The sequence below is a fragment of the Vibrio sp. 5S239 genome, from assembly GCF_041439575.1.
GTDB lineage: Bacteria > Pseudomonadota > Gammaproteobacteria > Enterobacterales > Vibrionaceae > Vibrio > Vibrio kanaloae.
The window spans coordinates 1-19,489 of the sequence record NZ_JBGOOM010000038.1 but is presented as its reverse complement, the minus strand read 5'-3'; the positions used below and the strand labels follow the sequence as shown (position 1 = coordinate 19,489).

The following is a 19,489-nucleotide window of genomic DNA, read 5'->3' as shown; positions in this document are numbered from 1 at the left end:
TACCCATAGGTGCGCCTGGGTGACCAGAGTTTGCTTGTTGAACACCGTCCATGCTAAGCGCACGGATTGCATTGGCTAGAACTTTACGAGAAGGCATGTCTGCTCCTGAGTACATAAGCGATTTAAAAAAAGTTAATGCTAAAAATTTCATTTTTATTAGCGCGGGTATTCTCTCAAACGACTATAGCGACTGCAAACGATTTACTGTCCTTTTAACCATCATTTTTAGCAATTTTTACCCATTTATATCACTTGGTAATGGCTTATATCACCCGGCACGCAAACGTTTAGTTATGTCATATCATAAAAAAGAGCTTGTAATTCGACCATTGGAATTTAGAATGGCCGTCTAGAAGTAGAAACACCTACAAAATATACTGTATTTAATGGCGGCGCTTCCTTAACTTGCGACGCCTAAATTATTTGCATTTAATCTATTTGCAACTAAAACACTATTTGCAACTAAAACTAAAAGTGGAGCTCTCATGGCTAAGCACCTATTCACTTCTGAATCTGTTTCAGAAGGCCATCCAGATAAAATTGCAGACCAAATCTCTGATGCTGTTCTTGATGCCATCTTGGAACAAGATCCAAAAGCACGTGTTGCTTGTGAGACTTACGTAAAAACCGGCATGGTGATGGTTGGCGGTGAAGTAACAACGTCTGCATGGGTTGATATTGAAGAAATCACTCGTGAAACAGTACGTGAAATTGGTTACGTTCATTCTGATATGGGCTTTGACGCTGACTCTTGTGCCGTTCTAAACACAATTGGTAAGCAGTCTCCAGACATCAACCAAGGTGTTGATAAAACAGACCCGAAAGAGCAAGGTGCAGGCGACCAAGGTATCATGTTTGGTTACGCGACTAACGAAACACCAATCCTAATGCCTGCTCCAATTACTTACTCTCACCTTCTTGTTAAAAAGCAAGCTGAAGTACGTAAGAGTGGCAAGCTTAACTTCCTTCGCCCAGATGCGAAGTCTCAAGTAACATTCCAGTACGACCAAGGTAAGATCGTGGGTATCGATGCAGTTGTTCTTTCAACTCAGCACTGTGATTCAGTCACAACACCTGACCTACGTGAAGCGGTAATGGAAGAGATCATCAAGCCAGTATTGCCTTCAGAGTGGATTAATAAAGACACTAACTTCTTCATTAATCCAACAGGCCGTTTCGTAATCGGTGGGCCAATGGGTGACTGTGGTCTAACTGGTCGTAAGATCATTGTTGATACCTACGGCGGCGCAGCGCGTCACGGTGGCGGTGCATTCTCTGGTAAAGATCCATCAAAAGTTGACCGTTCTGCAGCTTACGCAGCGCGTTACGTTGCGAAAAACATCGTTGCTGCAGGTATGGCTGACCGTTGTGAGATTCAACTGTCTTACGCTATCGGTGTTGCTGATCCTACATCTATCATGGTTGAAACGTTTGGTACTGAAAAAGTAGCGCACGAGATCATCATTGAAGCCGTTCGTCAAAACTTCGATCTACGCCCATACGGTCTTCAAGAGATGCTGAACCTTCTTCAACCTATCTACAAGCAGACTGCTGCATACGGCCACTTCGGTCGTGAAGAATTCCCTTGGGAAGCGACAGACAAAGCAGCAATCCTTGCGGACTTCGCTGGCCTAAAATAATTTAGCCACTGCGATTTGTTTCTTTAAAGCCCTTACTTCTTAGTAAGGGCTTTATTTTTATGTACTTACCGATATTTCAATCGCTATTCTCTTATCTAACACCCTTCTTTACCGTTAACCACTTAGTATAAAAAGCCGCTGATAATTTGTATTTTCTAGCACTACTGACAATAGTTAAGGTAACTCCTAGACGATCAAGCTCACGTTTAACCCTAATGTATTTAGTCTAATATCATTAGTTAAATGAATGTGAGAGCAAAAACTAGGACGATAACGAGCGATTGAGCTCGACACCATAACGCTAATGTAAACCACACCACTGAGCCTTATGGAATTATAACTAGGACGTTATTTAACTAGGGGGAATTATGCCTCGTACCGTGCACCCATCGGAACTGAACAATAAAAAAGATAAGGTCAGCGATCAGGATTACGCTCGAACCATTCCTTGTAACCAAGTTAGCATTTCAGCACCCTTTCATTGGTTGTCACTAGCTCTACACGACTTCGTGAAAATGCCATTAATAAGCGCATTTTACGGCTTGTGTTTTATGGCAGCAGCCATCGCCATAGTCCAACTTGTCCAATGGCAAGGAACACACCTAGTCGTTATGCCGAGCTTAATAGTCTATATGTTAATAGGGCCTTTTCTTGCTCTAGGCCTGTATGACGCCAGCTGGGAAAGAGAAAAAGGACACAACGCTAGCCTACTGCACTCAATGAAAGCCATCACACGAAACTCAACCCATCAATGGGCCTTTGCGATTGTATTGATGGTAGCGATGATTTTCTGGATGCGAATCGCGGCGTTATTGCACGCGTTATATCCTTCTGTTCAAGGGGCTCCACTAACTGAATTCGCTCCATTCTTGATTACAGGCTCTTTAATTGGGCTAATCATCGCTAGCCTAATATTCAGTATTTCAGCGTTTTCAATTCCATTAATGATGGAGCGACGCGTTGATGTAATGAGCGCCATTTTCACTAGCTTCAACGCAGTGAAAGCAAACATCCCAGCAATGGTTGTGTGGGCGAGTATTATTTGTTCCGGTATTCTGGTGGGCTTTGCAACCTACGGCATCGGTATGATCGTCACCATGCCACTACTTGGTTATGGTACATGGCATGCTTATCACGAGATCATCAAGAAAAAACATCACGTGTAAAGCATCGCTAGATTAACAAGCAATGTTATTATGAGGCCTTAGCTTAACGCTGAGGTCTTTTATTTGGAGTTAACAACGTTTGTCTTACACCCCACAACAACATCGCGCAAATAAGAAACTGGCGGAGTGTCTCGCTATTGCTAATCAACATTTCTCTCGTGAGTTTCCATACCCAACTATCACTTATAAATTAAGAGGTAAATCGGCAGGAAAGGCCTACCTTCAGTTAAATGAAATTAAGCTCAACCACGTGCTATTTAGCGAAAACGAAGACGCCTTTATCAACGAGGTTGTTCCTCATGAACTAGCACACTTGATCACGCATCAGGTCTTCGGACGCGTTAGGCCTCATGGAAACGAGTGGAAATACGTTATGGAAAAGGTATTCAACGTGCCAGCCAGAACGACTCATAGCTTTGAAATCTCTTCAGTTCAAGGAAAAACCTTTGAATACCGCTGCGACTGCACCGTTTACCCACTATCAATTAGACGACATAACAAAGTCCTTCGAAATCAATCGACCTACCGATGCCAACTATGCCAACAAATCTTAGTTTTTACAGGCACTCAACTAAGCTAATAACCGATTGATTCACTCGTTCGGATAAATCTAATAGAGAGATCTAACATTTGAGTGATAGACTGATATTTATCATACTTTTATCAGTCTTTCTCTATGCAAAAAATCACCTTAAAAGCATTTGGCCTACCTGTATCTTTTTACTTATCGATAGTATTTGGCCTACTGGTAACCCAAAGCGTTTTCGCTGCCCCGCCAAGCTCATTCTACAAAGCCAAAAAAGAAGCGGTGAAGATTTATCTCGATCATCCGACTTCGTTTTATTGTGGTTGTGATATTACTTGGAAAGACAAGAAGAAAGGTATTCCAGACCTTAATGGTTGTGGCTACCAAGTCCGAAAACAGCAAAAGCGAGCAAGTCGAATTGAGTGGGAACACGTGGTTCCAGCTTGGCAATTTGGCCACCAGCGTCAGTGCTGGCAAGATGGCGGACGCAAAAACTGTACGCGAAATGATAAAATATTTAAATCCATGGAAGCTGATCTTCATAACCTAACGCCCACGATTGGCGAGGTTAATGGTGATCGATCCAATTACAATTTCAGTCAGTGGAATGGAATGGATGGCGTGAGCTATGGTCAGTGTGAAATGCAGGTCAACTTTAAACAGCGTAAAGTTATGCCGCCGGACAGAGCAAAAGGCTCTATCGCACGTACTTACCTTTACATGAGTCAAGAGTATGGTTTCAAGCTATCTAAACAGCAAACCAACCTGATGATGGCGTGGAACAAACAGTTTCCTGTCGATCAGTGGGAATGTACTCGTGATGAACGAATCTACGCCGTCCAAGGTAATCACAACCCATTTGTTTACCCAGCTTGCAAATAACACCACTCGCATAGCTATCTCTACCAAGCAAGAGTTTCAGCATTGCCCTTGAAACTCTTGTTCTACCCTTGTTTTTTCGATTAAAAGCATCCATGTTAGGCATAGATAAAAATACCCAAATAATCATATTTATAGGTTTACCAGCATGAGAGTCCCTCGTATCCATCACCCAGAACGCATTCATCAGTTAGGCTCGCTCGCTTTAGGCGAAGATGCCGCGGGTCATGTTGGTCGTGTCCTTCGCATGAAAGAAGGCCAAGAAGTCCTTCTATTTGACGGCAGTGGCGCTGAGTTCCCTGCAACAATTATTGAAGTATCCAAGAAGAATGTCACGGTTCATGTTACTGAGCGAATCGAGCGTAGCAGTGAATCTCCATTAGACTTACATTTAGGCCAAGTGATTTCACGTGGTGATAAAATGGAGTTCACGATTCAGAAATCGGTAGAGCTCGGTGTGAATACCATTACTCCGCTGATTTCAGAGCGCTGTGGCGTGAAACTTGATACCAAACGCTTTGAGAAAAAACTCGCACAATGGCAAAAGATTGCTATCGCGGCATGTGAACAGAGTGGCCGTAATACGGTTCCTGTCATTCGCCCTATCATGCAACTTGAAGCGTGGTGTAGCGAAACCAGTGAAGCGTTAAAGTTGAACCTACATCCTCGCGCAAAATACTCAATTAACACCCTTCCAGAACCCGTCAGCAAGGTGCGCCTATTAATAGGCCCTGAAGGTGGATTGTCCGCTGAAGAAATCGGCATGACAGAACAATACAAATTTGAAGAGACGCTACTCGGCCCACGTGTACTTCGTACCGAGACAGCAGCTCTAACCGCAATTACTGCCTTACAAGTCCGTTTTGGCGATCTAGGCTAGGAGAAAAAAATGATCAAACTTGGCATCGTAATGGATCCTATTTCATCCATTAACATCAAAAAAGACTCTAGCTTTGCCATGATGCTTGAAGCTCAGCGTCGTGGTTACGAAATCCATTACATGGAAATGGATGATCTACACTTAGATCAGGGCGTAGCCATTGCTGACACAAAGGTTGTAGAACTAAAAGAAGATCCAAACGGTTGGTATGAGTTCAAGTCAGAGCAGACTATCGCGCTATCTGAATTAGATGCCGTACTGATGCGTAAAGATCCTCCGTTTGATACTGAGTACATCTACGCGACTTACATTCTTGAACGTGCTGAAGAGAACGGCGCACTGATCGTAAACAAACCGCAAAGCCTTCGTGACTGTAACGAGAAATTGTTCACAGCTTGGTTCCCTGAACTAACACCGACCACCATCGTGACTCGTAAAGCTGAAAAGGTTAAAGAATTCCGCGAGAAGCACGGTGATGTGATCCTTAAACCACTGGATGGTATGGGTGGCGCATCTATCTTCCGAGTGAAGAAAGGCGATCCAAATGTATCGGTAATCATTGAAACATTGACCAACCACGGTCAAAATTACGCAATGGCACAAACTTTTGTTCCAGACATCAGTAATGGTGATAAGCGTATTCTTGTGGTTGATGGTGAGCCTATGCCTTACTGCTTAGCTCGTATTCCAGCGGAAGGGGAAACACGAGGTAACCTAGCGGCCGGTGGTACTGGTGTGGCTAGACCACTGAGTGATACTGACTGGGAAATAGCAAAAACAGTGGCTCCAACACTAAAAGAAAAAGGCTTAATCTTTGTTGGCCTTGATGTGATCGGTGACAAACTGACTGAAATTAACGTAACCAGCCCGACTTGTATTCGTGAAATCGAAGCCGCTTTTGATATTTCAGTAACAGGTAAACTGATGGACGCGATCGAACGTCGCGTTAAAGCAGAATAGCTTCCAGTCGATTGGCTTAGTTTAAATGATCTAAGCTGAATCGTTCTTAGCTAAACCAATGTAATGAGCGGCATAAGCCGCTCTTTTCTCAAAGGCAGGAGGCTTTATGAATTTAACCAATCACTTTCTGGTTGCTATGCCAGGAATGAAAGACCCTTACTTTCAAAACTCTGTAATTTACCTTTGTGAACACAACGATGAAGGTGCAATGGGGTTAATGATCAATGCCCCTATTGATATCACGGTTGGAAAAATGCTGGATCAAGTCGAGATCGACTCCATAAACCCAAAATCCAATCAAGCTAGCTTAGATAAGCCAGTGTTAAACGGAGGACCGGTAGCTGAAGATAGAGGTTTCATTTTACATAGGCCAAAAGGCAACTATCAATCTAGCATCAACATGACTGATCAAATCTCTGTCACGACCTCTAAAGATATCCTTACCGTGCTCGGAACTGGAGACGAGCCAGTGCATTACTTGGTCGCATTAGGCTATGCAGGTTGGGAACCAGGGCAGCTAGAAATAGAACTAACCGAAAACTCTTGGTTAACCGTTGAAGCCGACCCGAAAGTTATCTTCGATACCCCCATTGCAGATCGTTGGAAAGTTGCAGTGCAGATGTTAGGCATTAATGTTGCGCAATTATCGGCTGATTCAGGACACGCCTAAAACCAACTCATAACAATCAATACAAACCCAACTATTTAATTCTGGAACTTTTATGTCACGGACAATTATGGCATTTGATTACGGTACAAAAAGTATCGGTAGTGCAATCGGCCAAGAGATTACTGGTACCGCAAGTCCCTTAACAGCCTTCAAGGCTAAAGATGGTATTCCGAATTGGGATGATATCGAGAAGCAAATCAAAGAATGGCAACCTAATCTGATTATCGTCGGTTTGCCAACGGATTTACACGGCAAAGATCTAGCAACCATTACTCCAAGAGCAAAGAAGTTTGCTAATCGCCTCAAAGGGCGCTTTGGTATTGATGTCGAACTTCATGATGAAAGACTATCTACAGCTGAAGCCAGATCCGAGCTTTTTGATATGGGCGGTTATAAAGCATTAAGCAAAGGAAATGTGGATAACCAATCTGCTGTTGTCATTCTAGAAAGCTGGTTTGAAGCACAATATTTTTAACTCAGCATTAAGCGAGCAATGATTACACTCTATTCTAACCTTGTAATCATATAGCGACGTAATGTTGATGCGATTCATTATTAGGTTAGTGATAGCTCATATAAAACTTATCTAACACCCTGCGCAGTTCTAACGATAATAGTATGTAACTCAATGGACGCTGGCGAAACTGGCGACGGTTATCCAACTAAAAATTAAATAAGAAAAGAGCGTGGTGACGCGAATGATAATTTCAGCTTCTCATAAAGGTTAAACCTTCCCCCCACAGCTTGTTGTGGGGGAGCTATTTATCCTCTCTTATAAAAATCAGCGGCACCAATTAACCCATATCGATTTTCACACTGCTGAGGGCTCCTATGCCATTGTCATTATCACCTCGCTTGGTTTTCAACATTAAGCGCAGATCATTAGCAGAGTCGGCACTATGAAACGCATCTTCTTCGCTGATTTGGCCCGCAACGACTAGATCATACAAAGCTTGGTCAAAGGTCTGCATCCCAATCTCCTTCGATTTAGCCATTGTCGATTTGAGTTCATGCAACTCACCACGACGAATCAGGTCCGACACTCGCGGGCTGTTCAAAAGAACCTCGAACACCCCATGACGACCATTGGCATTCTTATCTCGAATTAATTGCTGTGCCACCACACCACGTAAGTTCATCGACAGATCAAACAAGAATTGCTCTTTTTGCTCTTTGGGAACCAAATGCAGAATACGTTCTAGTGCTTGATTAGCATTATTTGCATGCAGAGTTGCCATACACAGGTGACCAGTCTCAGCAAAAGTCATCGCGTACTCCATGGTTTCACGGCTACGGATCTCACCAATCAAGATCATGTCGGGAGCTTGGCGCAGGGAGTTCTTAAGCGCGACTTCATAACTCTCAGTGTCGAGTCCGACCTCACGCTGAGTAACAATGCACTTTCTATGTTCATGCACGAATTCAATCGGATCTTCAATCGTCAAAATATGACCAGAACGGTTAGCATTCCGGTACCCTGTCATCGCAGCCATTGAAGTTGATTTACCAGACCCCGTCGCTCCAACCACTAGCACAAGTCCGCGTTTCGCTATTGAAAGGTCTTGTAGCACATCAGGAAGCTTTAATTGTTCAAAGGTTGGAATGTTAGTCTCGATGCGTCTAATTACCGCACCAGGAAGCTCTCGTTGGAAGAAAGCACTCACACGAAAACGGCCAATATCACGCACAATCGCAAAATTAGCCTCGCGTGTTTGTTGGTATTCATCGCGTCGATCTTGCTCCATCATCGCATCAAGCAATTGAGAGACCTGAGCCGTATTCAGCTTTTCTCCCTGAGGCCGCAGTTCACCATCAACACGAAACAAAACTGGTGCGTCCACGGTGATGTAAAGATCCGACGCTTTCTGTGAAAGCATGCCTTCAAGAATTTGATTCAACTCCATATGATTCATCCTGACTTAAAACCGCGAGGTTTCGATTTCAATCTTCTTCTCGACTTCTTCTGAATCAACTAAACCTTGGGCCATAAGCTGCTTCGCATTCTGCTCCATGGTTTGCATACCATGTGCTGCGCCAGTTTGAATAATCGAGTACATCTGTGCAACTTTGTCTTCACGAATCAAGTTTCTAATTGCAGGTGTCGCCATCATAATTTCATGACAAGCCACACGACCACCGCCTACACGCTTTAACAATTTTTGAGCAATCACCGAGCGTAGTGATTCGGATAGCATTGAACGAACCATAGATTTGTCGCTGCCGGGGAACACATCAATAATGCGATCTATGGTTTTAGCAGCAGAACTGGTGTGCAGAGTACCAAAAACTAGATGGCCTGTTTCTGCGGCCGTTAGCGCTAAGCTGATCGTCTCTTGGTCACGAAGCTCACCCACAAGGATAACGTCAGGGTCTTCGCGCAATGCACTGCGTAGCGCCGCTTTAAAGCTGTGGGTATCACGATGAACTTCTCGCTGGTTAACGAGGCATTTATTGTTGGTATGAACGAATTCAATCGGGTCTTCGATCGTCAGGATGTGCTTGTTATGGTTACGGTTAACATAATCAACCATCGCCGCAAGAGTCGTCGATTTACCAGAACCAGTTGGGCCAGTGACCAGCACTAAACCTTTTTCGTAGTTAGCAATCTTTTCAAAGATTTCAGGCGCGCCTAACTGCTCTAAAGTTGGGATCTCTACAGGGATAGATCGAAACACAGCTGAGCAACCACGAGCTTGATTAAAAGCATTCACACGGAAACGACCAACATTGGGTAATTCAAAAGAGAAGTCGACTTCGAGTTTCTCTTCAAACTCACCGCGCTGTGAATCGTTCATGATCTCAAAAACTAAACGATGCACATCTGCATGACTCAAAGCGGGCACTCCAAGCTTTCTTACTTCACCATCTATACGTACCATTGGAGATACACCCGCAGAAAGATGTAGATCTGATGCGTTATGCTTTACACTAAAATCTAGTAACTCGGTGATATCCATTTATTTTCCCTTAAGTAAAGTCAGCTATGAGTAGTATTCAACAAAATATCAAACAAATCACCTCACAGATTCGTAGTGCTGAACAAAAGTGCGGACGAGATCCAGAGTCCGTGCAACTTTTAGCCGTCAGCAAAACTAAACCTATTGATGCGGTTCTAGAAGCCGCACTTGGAGGCCAAATTGCCTTTGGTGAAAACTATGTCCAAGAAGGTGTTGATAAAGTAAAACACTTTTCAGAACATCATTCTAACTTAAATTTGGAGTGGCATTTTATTGGCCCAATTCAGTCCAATAAAACCCGCCCAATCGCGGAAAGCTTCCAGTGGGTGCATTCCGTAGATCGCGATAAGATCGCACAAAGGCTTAATGACCAACGACCAAGCGAACTTCCACCCTTGCAAGTTTTGATTCAAGTAAATACCAGTGGTGAAGAGTCCAAGTCTGGAACGTCAGAACAGACAGTTTTTTCACTCGCAGAGTTGATTTCATCGCTACCCAACCTCACTTTAAGAGGATTGATGTCGATTCCTGCAAACGTATCTGACTATCAATCTCAGCTTAATGCATTTTCTCAACTGGCAGAGCTTAAAGGCAAGCTAGCCGCGAAGTATTCAGGCATTGATACCCTTTCGATGGGGATGAGTGGTGATATGGACGCAGCAGTTGAGGCTGGTAGCACCATGGTTCGTATTGGAACGGCTATTTTCGGCGCTCGTGATTACACGAAATAACCGTAGTAAGTAACCAACGACAAGTACAAGTATTGATACCGCTTCGCCTTATCCGCGCAGCGACAAGCTCAGGATTTTATATATGGAACATAAGAACATTGCCTTTATTGGGGCAGGAAACATGGTTCGCTCAATTGTAGCGGGCTTAGTGGCGAGTGGTTACCCAGCGCAAAAGATTACTGCGACAGCGCCTTCAGACACCAGAAGATTACCGTTAGAGCAAAAATACGGAATCAATACCACCAGCGACAACATTGCCGCAGCAGAGCAAGCAGATGTTGTGGTGTTATCAGTGAAGCCACAAATGATGGCTGATGTATGTAAACCCTTACAAGATATCGATTTTAGCAACAAACTGGTTGTCTCAATTGCCGCCGGTATTAATGCGAATCAGCTCAATGAGATGTTAAACTGCAAACTGAACCTTGTGCGTGTGATGCCAAACACGCCATCACTACTTGGTAAGGGGATGAGCGGCCTTTATGCTGATTCAACGGTCAGCCAAGGCGATAAAGACTTCGCTTCTCAGCTAATGCAAGCTGTAGGTGAAGTGAGTTGGGTTGAGCAAGAGTCTGGCATCAACAACATCATTGCGGCGGCGGGTAGTGCTCCTGCTTACTTCTTTTTGTTTATGGAAGCAATGCAAGCAGAGGCAATCAACCAAGGTTTCGACCGAGAAACCGCTCGAAAGCTAGTGCAGCAGTCAGCATTAGGCGCGGCAGAGATGGTGGTCATGAATCCAGATATTGAGTTATCAACATTGCGCGAACAGGTTACTTCAAAAGGCGGGACCACCGCAGAAGCACTACGCACATTTAACGAACACCAACTATCAGATATCGTAGCCAAAGCGATGCAAGCGGCGGTAGCTAGAGCTGAAGAGATGGAAAAACTGTTTTAATACTCATTACTGTAAAAAAAGCATTGTGTCGCTCAGGCTATACCTAAGCGGCAAGTAAATCCGAAAAAGGAAACAATATGAACTCGATGAGCTTTCTGATCTCGACCGTTTTTGATCTTTACATCATGGTTGTGAGCTTGCGTATCTGGCTACAAGCATCACGTGCAGATTTCTACAATCCATTCTCACAATTCATCGTAAAAGCGACACAACCGGTTGTTGCTCCACTGCGCCGAGTTATTCCATCAATCGGCAGCCTTGATCTGGCGACGGTTGTTTTCGCTTATGTGCTGTGTGTACTTAAGTTCGTTGCTCTAAACCTGATTATCTCTGGCGGCGCGGCTGTATTTGATATTAGCTTCCTTATCTTTGGCGCTCTATCTCTGCTCAAAGCGGCTGGTGGCTTGATCTTCTGGGTTCTACTTATCCGTGCAATCCTAAGCTGGGTTAGCCAAGGTCGTAGCCCAATCGAGTACGTGTTCCATCAACTGACTGAACCAATGCTAGTGCCTATCCGCCGTATCCTTCCGGACATGGGTGGTTTCGACCTAAGCGTACTGGTTCTGTTCATTGTTCTGCAATTTGCGAACTTCCTAATGGGCGACATGATTGGTCCTATTTGGTATCAGCTATAATTCAAGTACGAACATCAGGTACTTTGACGATGCCAAAAGCGGTTTGGGCCGAGGAAGACGATATTCTTCTTAGGCTCTATATCCAACCCAAAGCAAGCCGAGACAAAATTGTCGGCTTGCACGGTGAGGAACTGAAAATTGCCATTACTGCACCACCGGTTGATGGCAAAGCCAATGCCCATTTAGCGAAATACCTTGCGAAACAGTTTAAGGTCGCAAAAGGGCAAGTTAAGATAGAAAAGGGAGAGCTCGGTAGGCACAAGCAAGTTCGAATATGCTCGCCAAGCCAAATCCCAACTGAAGTCAAAGCCATCCTATGATGGCTTTTTGCTATTTATTGGAGTCATTATGCGTCTATGGATAACAGCACTACTCACCGCTCTGATTGCCCTACCAAGCTCGGCAGGACAGTTTAAGAATATTAAGGATGTCGAGGTTCACTACTCGGCTTTTAACTCGACATTTATAACGGCGAAGGTCGCTAAGCAATATAAGCTTAAGCGAACTGGCTACTCAGCAATTCTGAACATCAGCGTGTTAGATAAGGCTTCCCTAGGCAAGCCTGCGACAACGGCTAAAATTACCGGAACAGCGAAGAACCTCGTTGGAAACACCCGTACTTTGAAGTTTCGCGAAATCAAAGAAGGCGATGCGATTTATTACCTTGCTGAGTTCCCCGTAACTCACGAAGAAAACATCACCTTCGACATCGATGTTAACGCAGGCCTAAAAGGCACTGGTCCACTGCGTTTCACACAGAAATTCTATATAGAAGAGTAAGCTCAAACCTTACTTTTCATTTATTAACTTATTAGAGCTACATTCCCATGAGTAAGATTGTTTTAGCAACAGGCAACCAAGGTAAAGTTCGCGAGATGGCAGATATTCTGTCTGAGTTTGGTTTTGACGTTGTCGCGCAAAGTGAATTTAACGTTTCAGAAGTCGCTGAAACAGGAACGACTTTCATTGAAAATGCCATCATCAAAGCTCGCCATGCAGCGAAAGAAACGGGGCTGCCAGCCATTGCTGACGACTCAGGTTTAGAGGTTGATTACTTAAATGGTGCGCCAGGCATCTACTCAGCGCGTTACTCAGGTGAAGGGGCAACCGATAAGCAGAACATCAAAAAATTGCTAAACGCGATGCAAGGTGTCGAAACTGAAAAGCGTACTGCGCGTTTCCACTGTGTGTTGGTACTAATGCGTCACGAAAACGATCCGACACCACTGGTATGCCACGGTAAATGGGAAGGTCGTATTCTGACTGAAGAACACGGTGAGAATGGCTTTGGCTACGATCCGGTATTCTTTGTACCTGAAGATAACTGCGCATCTGCTGAACTTGAATCAACACGTAAAAAGCAACTATCACACCGTGGTAAAGCCCTGACGTCACTATTCAAAGCACTCAAGGAGCAAGCTCTGTAATGCATAATACAGCGCTAATACCACCAGCACTTAGCCTCTATGTCCACATCCCATGGTGTGTACAAAAGTGTCCGTATTGTGATTTCAACTCACACGCTCTGAAAGCCGAGATCCCAGAAAAAGAGTACATCGATGCGCTACTTGAGGATCTCGATACTGATATCGAAAAGTACCAACTCAATGGCACCCCTCGTCCGTTGCATTCGATCTTTATTGGTGGTGGTACGCCGAGCCTATTCTCTCCAGAGGGAATCGGTCGATTACTCCAAGGTGTTGAACAACGTATCCCGTTCAAGCATGGAATAGAAATCACCATGGAAGCCAACCCGGGAACCATTGAAGCTGAGCGGTTCGCTGGTTACCAAAAGGCTGGGGTGAGTCGAATCTCGGTGGGTGTGCAAAGCTTTGAGCAAGAGAAGCTCGAAAGGCTTGGCCGTATTCATGGTCAAGATGAAGCGGTAAATGCCGCTCATTTAGCGCATAAAATTGGATTGAATAGCTTCAATCTAGACTTAATGCACGGCTTGCCCGATCAAAGCATTGATCAGGCCTTGGCGGATCTAGACAAAGCGATCGAGCTCGATCCACCACACTTATCTTGGTATCAACTCACAATAGAACCTAACACCATGTTCTATTATAAAACGCCAAAGCTGCCTGACGACGATGACCTTTGGGATATCTTCGACTTAGGCCATAAAAAGCTCTCAGATGCAGGTTATGTACAGTATGAAATTTCAGGCTACAGCAAGCCAGGATACCAATGTCAGCACAACCTCAACTATTGGCGCTTTGGTGACTACTTAGGTATTGGCTGTGGCTCTCATGGCAAGCTAAGTTTTGCTGATGGACGCATTGTTCGCACCACAAAGGTTAAGCACCCTAGAGGCTATTTAGCGGCTTACCAGAACATGGTGAAGCCTTACCTATCCAATGAATTTGAAGTGCCAAATGAAGATCGCCCTTTTGAATTCTTTATGAACCGCTTCAGGCTAATAGAAGCGTGTCCAAAACAAGATTTCATTGATACGACTGGGCTTGATTTTGACGCTGTTCATTCAACGATTGAGTGGGCAAAAGAGCTAGGTTACTTGAACGAAACCGACACTCACTGGCAGATCACTGAAAAAGGAAAGCTATTCCTCAACGACTTGCTAGAAGCCTTTATGGCAGAAGAAGACGAATAGTCGAACGCTAAAATGCATAAAGCCTTTCATCACGAGAGGCTTTTTTATTGAAACCGGAAACACTTATCGTTAGAAAATAGAACGACCAATACGCTCCGACAGCAGCTCTAGCGCCTTAGTGCCAGCAAGAGAGTTACCAGACGGATCCAGCTCAGGAGACCAAACAGCAATTGTCATCTCACCCGGAACGATGGCAATAATGCCGCCACCCACACCCGATTTTCCTGGCATACCAACACGATACGCAAACTCCCCCGCCCCATCGTATAAACCACATGTCGCAAGCAAAGCATTCAACTGCTTAGTTTGAACCGGCGTGATGATCTTTTTCTTAGTTTGAACCGACACTCCTTTATTGGCTAAATAGCTAAAGGTTTTCGCCAAATCAACACAGGTCATTTTAAGCGCACAAGCATGAAAGTAATTATTAAGCACAGGAATAACATCGTTCTCAAAGTTACCAAATGAACGCATCAAGTAAGCGATAGCCGCATTACGATCGCTGTGCATCATTTCTGAAGCCGCTACTATCTTGTCATACACAATATGAGTATCACCCGATAGCTGACGCACAAATTCTAATAAACGGTGTCTTGGTGCGGATAGACGACTGTGTAATAAGTCTGCCACTACAATAGCACCCGCATTGATAAACGGGTTACGGGGAATGCCTTGCTCCATCTCAAGTTGAATCATCGAGTTAAACGCTTGTCCAGAAGGCTCCTTGCCCACTCGCTGCCAAATTTCTTCGGGTTTATAAAGCACCATCGCTAACGTCAAGCTCAACGCTTTAGAGATGGATTGCACAGAAAAAGCTTCTTCTGCGTCACCAGCTTGAATCACCTCCCCTTCATTGGTGTATACCGCGATCGCCAACTTCTGGTTCGATACGCGAGCCAGTGCGGGGATGTAATCAGCGACCTTTCCCTGCCCAATTAAAGGACGAACCTCGTCTAAAATCTCGGCCAAAATAGCTTGAGTTGGTTTCATGTGTGCTTACTTCTATATTGTTATTTTTGTAGGGGATGACTTTACTTTTTTGTCCTTAAACCTCTATCGCAATAAAAGCCTAAGGACAAAAAAGCCAACATTACAATAATGTTGGCTTTAATCAATCCCATAAAGTGTAAGGTTTAACCTAAAGCAGGTTTACCTTCACTTATTTGTTTCAGAATTACTTAGTACGTTTGTACTTAATATCCCAAACGCCATGACCTAAACGGTGGCCACGCGCTTCAAACTTCGTTAGCGGACGCTCATCAGGGCGAGCAATATAATCACCATCTTCAGCGATATTTTCGAAACCAGGAGCTACGTTCATCACCTCAATCATGTGTTCTGCGTAGTTCTCCCAGTCTGTTGCCATGTGAAAAATACCAGTCTCAAGTTGAAGCTTGCCGCGAACCATCTCTGCGAACTCAGCCTTAACAATACGACGTTTATGGTGACGAGCTTTATGCCATGGGTCAGGGAAAAACAGTTGCAATGTATGCAGGCTGCTATCTGGGATCATGTGTTCAAATACTTCTACGGCATCGTGACACATTACGCGTAGGTTAGTTACACCCGCATCACGCGCAGTCCCCAAACAAGCACCAACACCAGGGCTGTGAACTTCAATACCTAAGAAGTTTTTCTCTGGTGCGTTCTTTGCCATTTCAACCAGTGATGCACCCATACCGAAACCAATCTCTAGTACAACTGGGTTATCGTTGCCAAATACTTCTTTCCAGTTAAGAAGCTCTGGGGTGTAGTCGATACCCATTGTTGGCCAACATTCATTCATCGCACTTTCTTGGCCTTTGGTTAAGCGGCCTTCGCGGCGAACAAAACTACGGATCTTACGAACCAGTTTGCCGTCTTCAGTATATTCGTTAGTGGTCACTTCACTCATTGATTTTTGCCTGCACATTGATTAATCAAAGCGGGGATTATCCAAAGAATTGCCTTCGGTGCAAGTCTTTCCGTGGATAAATTCCCACACAATTTGTCTGTTTTACATCCAACGTTAAGTGTGGTGCAATTTCGCTTCTAATAATAGCAAAGCATAGAGCATGTCGTGACTCCTTTCGCAACCGCCATATTAAAGTGGTATGACGCCTACGGGCGTAAAGAACTGCCTTGGCAACAGAATAAAACCGCCTACACAGTTTGGTTATCTGAAATCATGCTTCAGCAAACTCAGGTAACAACAGTGATTCCATACTACCAACGCTTTTTGGAACGCTTTCCAACGGTTATTGACCTAGCAAACGCCGAACAAGATGAGGTGCTCCACTTATGGACGGGGCTTGGTTACTACGCAAGAGCTCGTAATTTGCACAAGGCTGCCAAGATTGTTACCGAGCAATATAGTGGTGAGTTTCCGCTTTCTATTGAAGAAATGAACGCACTACCGGGTATTGGACGATCTACTGCCGCTGCAGTGCTGTCTTCGGTTCATAAACTCCCTCATGCTATCCTTGATGGTAACGTCAAGCGCACCTTAGCTAGAAGTTTTGCAGTAGAAGGTTGGCCAGGGCAAAAGAAGGTTGAAAACCAACTTTGGGAACATGCAGAAGCTCATACTCCGAAAAAAGATGTCGATAAATACAATCAGGCGATGATGGACATGGGGGCGATGGTTTGTACCCGTAGCAAGCCTAAATGTACCCTTTGCCCAATTGAAAGCATGTGTGAAGCCAAGAAGCTTGATAGACAGCTCGACTTCCCAGGTAAAAAACCTAAGAAAGAAAAGCCTGTAAAAGAAACATGGTTTGTGATTCTGTATCACGACAACCAAGTGTGGCTCGAACAGCGCCCTCAGTCAGGTATCTGGGGCGGATTGTTTTGTTTCCCTCAAAATGAACACGCAGAGATCGAACATCAACTAGATCTTCGCTCGATCAAAGACACTCAAACCGATTCGATCAAGACCATGATTGCGTTTAGGCACACTTTCAGCCACTACCACTTAGATATCACGCCAGTATTAGTGAAATTAGATAAACAACCAGATTTGATAATGGAAGGGACTAAAGGTCTCTGGTATAACTTATCAAAACCGGAAGAAATTGGCCTAGCCGCTCCTGTAAAGCAGCTTATTGAGAGCCTACCCTTTGAACTGAACGACGACGTTTGAATCAACGAACGCGATAAGAGGAACCACTATGAGCCGCACTGTATTTTGTGCTCGCCTTCAAAAAGATGCTGAAGGCCTAGATTTTCAACTTTACCCAGGTGACTTAGGTAAGCGTATCTTTGACAACATTTCTAAAGAAGCTTGGGGACAATGGCAAAGCAAGCAAACCATGCTTATCAATGAGAAGAAGCTAAACATGATGGACCCTGAGCATCGTAAACTTCTTGAAACTGAGATGGTTAACTTCCTTTTCGAAGGTAAAGATGTCGTTATTGATGGCTACACTCCACCAAGCGAATAAGACATTTATTTAAGCAAATTTTAATGACATCATGGTTAACGCTGCGATGTCATTTTTGTATGAGGAACTATGAAAAAGCTAAGTTACTTCTTAACAGCCATGTTATTAACTGGGTGCAGTCGTGAATTTGTCGAAAGCATTTATGATGTTAACTACGAACCAACCAACCGATTTGTAAGTAATTTAGCGGAGCTACCCGGCCAATTTGAAAAAGACACTGATGCACTGGATGCTTTGATTCATAGTTTTTCAGGCAACATCCAAAAACGTTGGGGCAGCAGTGAAATAAAGATGGCAGGTAAGAGTAACTATGTGAAATACATTGATAATTACTTAAGCCGTTCAGAAGTAAACTTTAGCCAAGGCCTAATCACAGTAGAAACAGTCTCCTCTACCGAGCCTAAGAAACACCTCAAAAACGCGATAATCACGACACTTCTGACGCCGGACGACCCAGCCAATGTCGACCTATTTTCTTCCAAAAGCATCAAGTTAGAAGGGAAACCTTTCCTCTACAATCAGGTCGTAGATCAAGAGAAAAAGCCTATTCAATGGACATGGCGCGCTAACCAATTTGCTGACTACCTGATCGCCAATAACCTAAAAACCAAGGAAGTCGATTTTAAAAAAGCTTACTACGTTGAAATCCCAATGGTGGCCGATCACGCTAGTAAACGTCGCTATCAGTACGCCGATATAGTTAGACGAGCGTCTCAACGTTATGACATTCCTGAAGACTTGATTTACGCGATCATCAAAACAGAAAGTAGTTTTAACCCATATGCTGTGAGCTGGGCGAATGCTTATGGTCTTATGCAGGTAGTACCAAAAACTGCAGGTCGAGACGTGTTTAAACTAGTAAAGAACAAACCTGGAGAGCCCACTCCTGAGTATTTATTCAATCCAGAAAACAATATTGATGCTGGCACCGCGTACTTTTATATCCTTAAAAATCGTTATTTAAAAGACGTGCAGCACCCAACAACGCTTGAGTACAGTATGATTTCTGCATACAACGGCGGTACTGGTGGTGTACTCAACACCTTTAGTAAGGACAGAAAGCGAGCAATGCGAGACTTAAACTCGCTACAACCTAGCCAAGCGTACTGGGCACTCACTAAGAAACATCCAAACAAAGAGTCGCGCCGATATTTAGAAAAAGTAACAAAATTCAAGATAGATTTTAATCAAGGTAAAACGTAAGCCTCACTTTTGAATAAAAAAACAACTAACGAACGTTTTTTTTAATTATTTTCAAAAAAGGTGTTGACGGTTATGCAGAAAATCCGTTTAATAGCGCTCCGTTGCCCGGATAGCTCAGTCGGTAGAGCAGAGGATTGAAAATCCTCGTGTCGGTGGTTCGATTCCGCCTCCGGGCACCACAATTTGATTTGTTGGTGCCAACACTCTTTAACAGGGAGTAACAGCACGGACAAAAGCATAAAGAATTTAGTGTGCCGACTTAGCTCAGTAGGTAGAGCAACTGACTTGTAATCAGTAGGTCACCA

24 protein-coding genes and 1 tRNA gene are annotated in these 19,489 nt (G+C 44.1%); 20 read left to right on the top strand and 5 right to left on the bottom strand.

The annotated features are described in order from the left end of the window. A partial coding sequence (locus ACED48_RS19970) for a hypothetical protein (RefSeq protein WP_371692209.1) occupies positions 1 to 97 on the bottom strand: 97 nt, incomplete at its 3' end. Between ACED48_RS19970 and ACED48_RS19965 the strand changes: the two genes are divergently transcribed. The 9 genes from ACED48_RS19965 to ruvX all read left to right on the top strand — a co-directional run bounded on the left by ACED48_RS19965 (position 96) and on the right by ruvX (position 7,196). Further along, positions 96 to 353 carry a hypothetical protein gene (locus ACED48_RS19965; protein ID WP_017056532.1) on the top strand — a complete coding sequence of 86 codons (258 nt, stop codon included), beginning with the start codon at positions 96 to 98 and terminating at the stop codon, positions 351 to 353. The two genes, ACED48_RS19970 and ACED48_RS19965, sit on opposite strands and share 2 nt — an antisense overlap. A gap of 132 nt (positions 354 to 485) precedes the next feature. Continuing rightward, positions 486 to 1,640, top strand: a complete 1,155-nt coding sequence (metK, locus tag ACED48_RS19960; protein WP_017056531.1) for a methionine adenosyltransferase — start codon at positions 486 to 488, stop codon at positions 1,638 to 1,640. Positions 1,641 to 2,008: 368 nt separating this feature from the next. Beyond that, positions 2,009 to 2,806, top strand: coding sequence for a DUF2189 domain-containing protein (locus ACED48_RS19955; protein ID WP_017056530.1), 798 nt, complete (start codon positions 2,009 to 2,011; stop codon positions 2,804 to 2,806). A gap of 79 nt (positions 2,807 to 2,885) precedes the next feature. Continuing rightward, entirely contained in the window at positions 2,886 to 3,386 is a 501-nt protein-coding gene (locus ACED48_RS19950; protein ID WP_017056529.1) for a SprT family zinc-dependent metalloprotease, read from the top strand. A gap of 96 nt (positions 3,387 to 3,482) precedes the next feature. Further along, on the top strand, positions 3,483 to 4,214 hold the full coding sequence (locus ACED48_RS19945) for an endonuclease (protein ID WP_017056528.1): 732 nt from the start codon (positions 3,483 to 3,485) through the stop codon (positions 4,212 to 4,214). A gap of 145 nt (positions 4,215 to 4,359) precedes the next feature. Further along, on the top strand, positions 4,360 to 5,091 hold the full coding sequence (gene rsmE / locus ACED48_RS19940) for a 16S rRNA (uracil(1498)-N(3))-methyltransferase (RefSeq protein ID WP_017056527.1): 732 nt from the start codon (positions 4,360 to 4,362) through the stop codon (positions 5,089 to 5,091). Positions 5,092 to 5,100: 9 nt separating this feature from the next. Continuing rightward, positions 5,101 to 6,051, top strand: a complete 951-nt coding sequence (gshB, locus tag ACED48_RS19935) for a glutathione synthase (protein WP_017056526.1) — start codon at positions 5,101 to 5,103, stop codon at positions 6,049 to 6,051. 106 nt (positions 6,052 to 6,157) lie between these two features. Then, positions 6,158 to 6,721: a YqgE/AlgH family protein gene (locus ACED48_RS19930; RefSeq protein WP_017056525.1), complete on the top strand. Its 564-nt coding sequence runs from the start codon at positions 6,158 to 6,160 to the stop codon at positions 6,719 to 6,721. Between the two features lie 52 nt (positions 6,722 to 6,773). Continuing rightward, on the top strand, positions 6,774 to 7,196 hold the full coding sequence (ruvX, locus tag ACED48_RS19925) for a Holliday junction resolvase RuvX (RefSeq protein ID WP_029626997.1): 423 nt from the start codon (positions 6,774 to 6,776) through the stop codon (positions 7,194 to 7,196). 319 nt (positions 7,197 to 7,515) lie between these two features. On the opposite strand, the gene ACED48_RS19920 is transcribed toward ruvX, so the two are convergent. Together ACED48_RS19920 and ACED48_RS19915 are read right to left on the bottom strand one after the other, a co-directional pair. Continuing rightward, entirely contained in the window at positions 7,516 to 8,625 is a 1,110-nt protein-coding gene (locus ACED48_RS19920) for a PilT/PilU family type 4a pilus ATPase (RefSeq protein ID WP_017056523.1), read from the bottom strand. A gap of 15 nt (positions 8,626 to 8,640) precedes the next feature. Then, a complete protein-coding gene (locus tag ACED48_RS19915; protein ID WP_017056522.1) occupies positions 8,641 to 9,678 on the bottom strand; it encodes a type IV pilus twitching motility protein PilT in 1,038 nt (345 codons plus the stop codon). 26 nt (positions 9,679 to 9,704) lie between these two features. Between ACED48_RS19915 and ACED48_RS19910 the strand changes: the two genes are divergently transcribed. The 7 genes from ACED48_RS19910 to hemW all read left to right on the top strand — a co-directional run bounded on the left by ACED48_RS19910 (position 9,705) and on the right by hemW (position 14,559). Continuing rightward, complete coding sequence (locus tag ACED48_RS19910) at positions 9,705 to 10,409, top strand: YggS family pyridoxal phosphate-dependent enzyme (protein ID WP_017056521.1); 705 nt, start codon at positions 9,705 to 9,707, stop codon at positions 10,407 to 10,409. An 82-nt stretch (positions 10,410 to 10,491) separates the two neighbouring features. Beyond that, positions 10,492 to 11,310, top strand: a complete 819-nt coding sequence (gene proC / locus ACED48_RS19905; protein ID WP_017056520.1) for a pyrroline-5-carboxylate reductase — start codon at positions 10,492 to 10,494, stop codon at positions 11,308 to 11,310. A gap of 77 nt (positions 11,311 to 11,387) precedes the next feature. Beyond that, entirely contained in the window at positions 11,388 to 11,945 is a 558-nt protein-coding gene (locus ACED48_RS19900; RefSeq protein WP_017056519.1) for a YggT family protein, read from the top strand. Positions 11,946 to 11,974: 29 nt separating this feature from the next. Further along, positions 11,975 to 12,265: a DUF167 family protein YggU gene (gene yggU / locus ACED48_RS19895; RefSeq protein ID WP_017056518.1), complete on the top strand. Its 291-nt coding sequence runs from the start codon at positions 11,975 to 11,977 to the stop codon at positions 12,263 to 12,265. 28 nt (positions 12,266 to 12,293) lie between these two features. After that, complete coding sequence (locus ACED48_RS19890; protein WP_017056517.1) at positions 12,294 to 12,725, top strand: DUF4426 domain-containing protein; 432 nt, start codon at positions 12,294 to 12,296, stop codon at positions 12,723 to 12,725. A 47-nt stretch (positions 12,726 to 12,772) separates the two neighbouring features. Further along, positions 12,773 to 13,372: an XTP/dITP diphosphatase gene (locus ACED48_RS19885; RefSeq protein WP_017056516.1), complete on the top strand. Its 600-nt coding sequence runs from the start codon at positions 12,773 to 12,775 to the stop codon at positions 13,370 to 13,372. Continuing rightward, the gene (gene hemW, locus ACED48_RS19880) at positions 13,372 to 14,559 is read left to right on the top strand and encodes a radical SAM family heme chaperone HemW (protein ID WP_017056515.1); all 1,188 of its coding nucleotides are present in this window, start codon (positions 13,372 to 13,374) and stop codon (positions 14,557 to 14,559) included. Before ACED48_RS19885 ends, hemW begins: the two co-directional genes overlap by 1 nt. A gap of 69 nt (positions 14,560 to 14,628) precedes the next feature. Here the strand turns inward: hemW and glsB are convergent, their stop codons facing one another. Both glsB and trmB read right to left on the bottom strand, forming a co-directional pair. After that, a complete protein-coding gene (gene glsB, locus ACED48_RS19875; protein WP_017056514.1) occupies positions 14,629 to 15,549 on the bottom strand; it encodes a glutaminase B in 921 nt (306 codons plus the stop codon). Positions 15,550 to 15,733: 184 nt separating this feature from the next. Next, the gene (gene trmB, locus ACED48_RS19870; RefSeq protein ID WP_017056513.1) at positions 15,734 to 16,453 is read right to left on the bottom strand and encodes a tRNA (guanosine(46)-N7)-methyltransferase TrmB; all 720 of its coding nucleotides are present in this window, start codon (positions 16,451 to 16,453) and stop codon (positions 15,734 to 15,736) included. Between the two features lie 165 nt (positions 16,454 to 16,618). Between trmB and mutY the strand changes: the two genes are divergently transcribed. From mutY to ACED48_RS19850, 4 genes are all read left to right on the top strand, one after another. Continuing rightward, positions 16,619 to 17,680: an A/G-specific adenine glycosylase gene (gene mutY / locus ACED48_RS19865; protein WP_017056512.1), complete on the top strand. Its 1,062-nt coding sequence runs from the start codon at positions 16,619 to 16,621 to the stop codon at positions 17,678 to 17,680. A gap of 28 nt (positions 17,681 to 17,708) precedes the next feature. Further along, entirely contained in the window at positions 17,709 to 17,981 is a 273-nt protein-coding gene (locus ACED48_RS19860) for an oxidative damage protection protein (protein WP_004735465.1), read from the top strand. A 69-nt stretch (positions 17,982 to 18,050) separates the two neighbouring features. After that, positions 18,051 to 19,184 carry a membrane-bound lytic murein transglycosylase MltC gene (mltC, locus tag ACED48_RS19855; RefSeq protein WP_017056511.1) on the top strand — a complete coding sequence of 378 codons (1,134 nt, stop codon included), beginning with the start codon at positions 18,051 to 18,053 and terminating at the stop codon, positions 19,182 to 19,184. A gap of 103 nt (positions 19,185 to 19,287) precedes the next feature. Continuing rightward, positions 19,288 to 19,363: transfer RNA gene (locus tag ACED48_RS19850), tRNA-Phe, on the top strand. Positions 19,364 to 19,489 lie beyond the last annotated feature (126 nt).

Coding starts and splice junctions, on each gene's coding strand:
- ACED48_RS19965 (WP_017056532.1), top strand. CDS start 96: ATGTCTGCTCCTGAGTACATAAGCGATTTAAAAAAAGTTAATGCTAAA.
- metK (WP_017056531.1), top strand. CDS start 486: ATGGCTAAGCACCTATTCACTTCTGAATCTGTTTCAGAAGGCCATCCA.
- ACED48_RS19955 (WP_017056530.1), top strand. CDS start 2,009: ATGCCTCGTACCGTGCACCCATCGGAACTGAACAATAAAAAAGATAAG.
- ACED48_RS19945 (WP_017056528.1), top strand. CDS start 3,483: ATGCAAAAAATCACCTTAAAAGCATTTGGCCTACCTGTATCTTTTTAC.
- rsmE (WP_017056527.1), top strand. CDS start 4,360: ATGAGAGTCCCTCGTATCCATCACCCAGAACGCATTCATCAGTTAGGC.
- gshB (WP_017056526.1), top strand. CDS start 5,101: ATGATCAAACTTGGCATCGTAATGGATCCTATTTCATCCATTAACATC.
- ACED48_RS19930 (WP_017056525.1), top strand. CDS start 6,158: ATGAATTTAACCAATCACTTTCTGGTTGCTATGCCAGGAATGAAAGAC.
- ruvX (WP_029626997.1), top strand. CDS start 6,774: ATGTCACGGACAATTATGGCATTTGATTACGGTACAAAAAGTATCGGT.
- ACED48_RS19920 (WP_017056523.1), bottom strand. CDS start 8,625: ATGGAGTTGAATCAAATTCTTGAAGGCATGCTTTCACAGAAAGCGTCG.
- ACED48_RS19915 (WP_017056522.1), bottom strand. CDS start 9,678: ATGGATATCACCGAGTTACTAGATTTTAGTGTAAAGCATAACGCATCA.
- ACED48_RS19910 (WP_017056521.1), top strand. CDS start 9,705: ATGAGTAGTATTCAACAAAATATCAAACAAATCACCTCACAGATTCGT.
- proC (WP_017056520.1), top strand. CDS start 10,492: ATGGAACATAAGAACATTGCCTTTATTGGGGCAGGAAACATGGTTCGC.
- ACED48_RS19900 (WP_017056519.1), top strand. CDS start 11,388: ATGAACTCGATGAGCTTTCTGATCTCGACCGTTTTTGATCTTTACATC.
- yggU (WP_017056518.1), top strand. CDS start 11,975: ATGCCAAAAGCGGTTTGGGCCGAGGAAGACGATATTCTTCTTAGGCTC.
- ACED48_RS19890 (WP_017056517.1), top strand. CDS start 12,294: ATGCGTCTATGGATAACAGCACTACTCACCGCTCTGATTGCCCTACCA.
- ACED48_RS19885 (WP_017056516.1), top strand. CDS start 12,773: ATGAGTAAGATTGTTTTAGCAACAGGCAACCAAGGTAAAGTTCGCGAG.
- hemW (WP_017056515.1), top strand. CDS start 13,372: ATGCATAATACAGCGCTAATACCACCAGCACTTAGCCTCTATGTCCAC.
- glsB (WP_017056514.1), bottom strand. CDS start 15,549: ATGAAACCAACTCAAGCTATTTTGGCCGAGATTTTAGACGAGGTTCGT.
- trmB (WP_017056513.1), bottom strand. CDS start 16,453: ATGAGTGAAGTGACCACTAACGAATATACTGAAGACGGCAAACTGGTT.
- ACED48_RS19860 (WP_004735465.1), top strand. CDS start 17,709: ATGAGCCGCACTGTATTTTGTGCTCGCCTTCAAAAAGATGCTGAAGGC.
- mltC (WP_017056511.1), top strand. CDS start 18,051: ATGAAAAAGCTAAGTTACTTCTTAACAGCCATGTTATTAACTGGGTGC.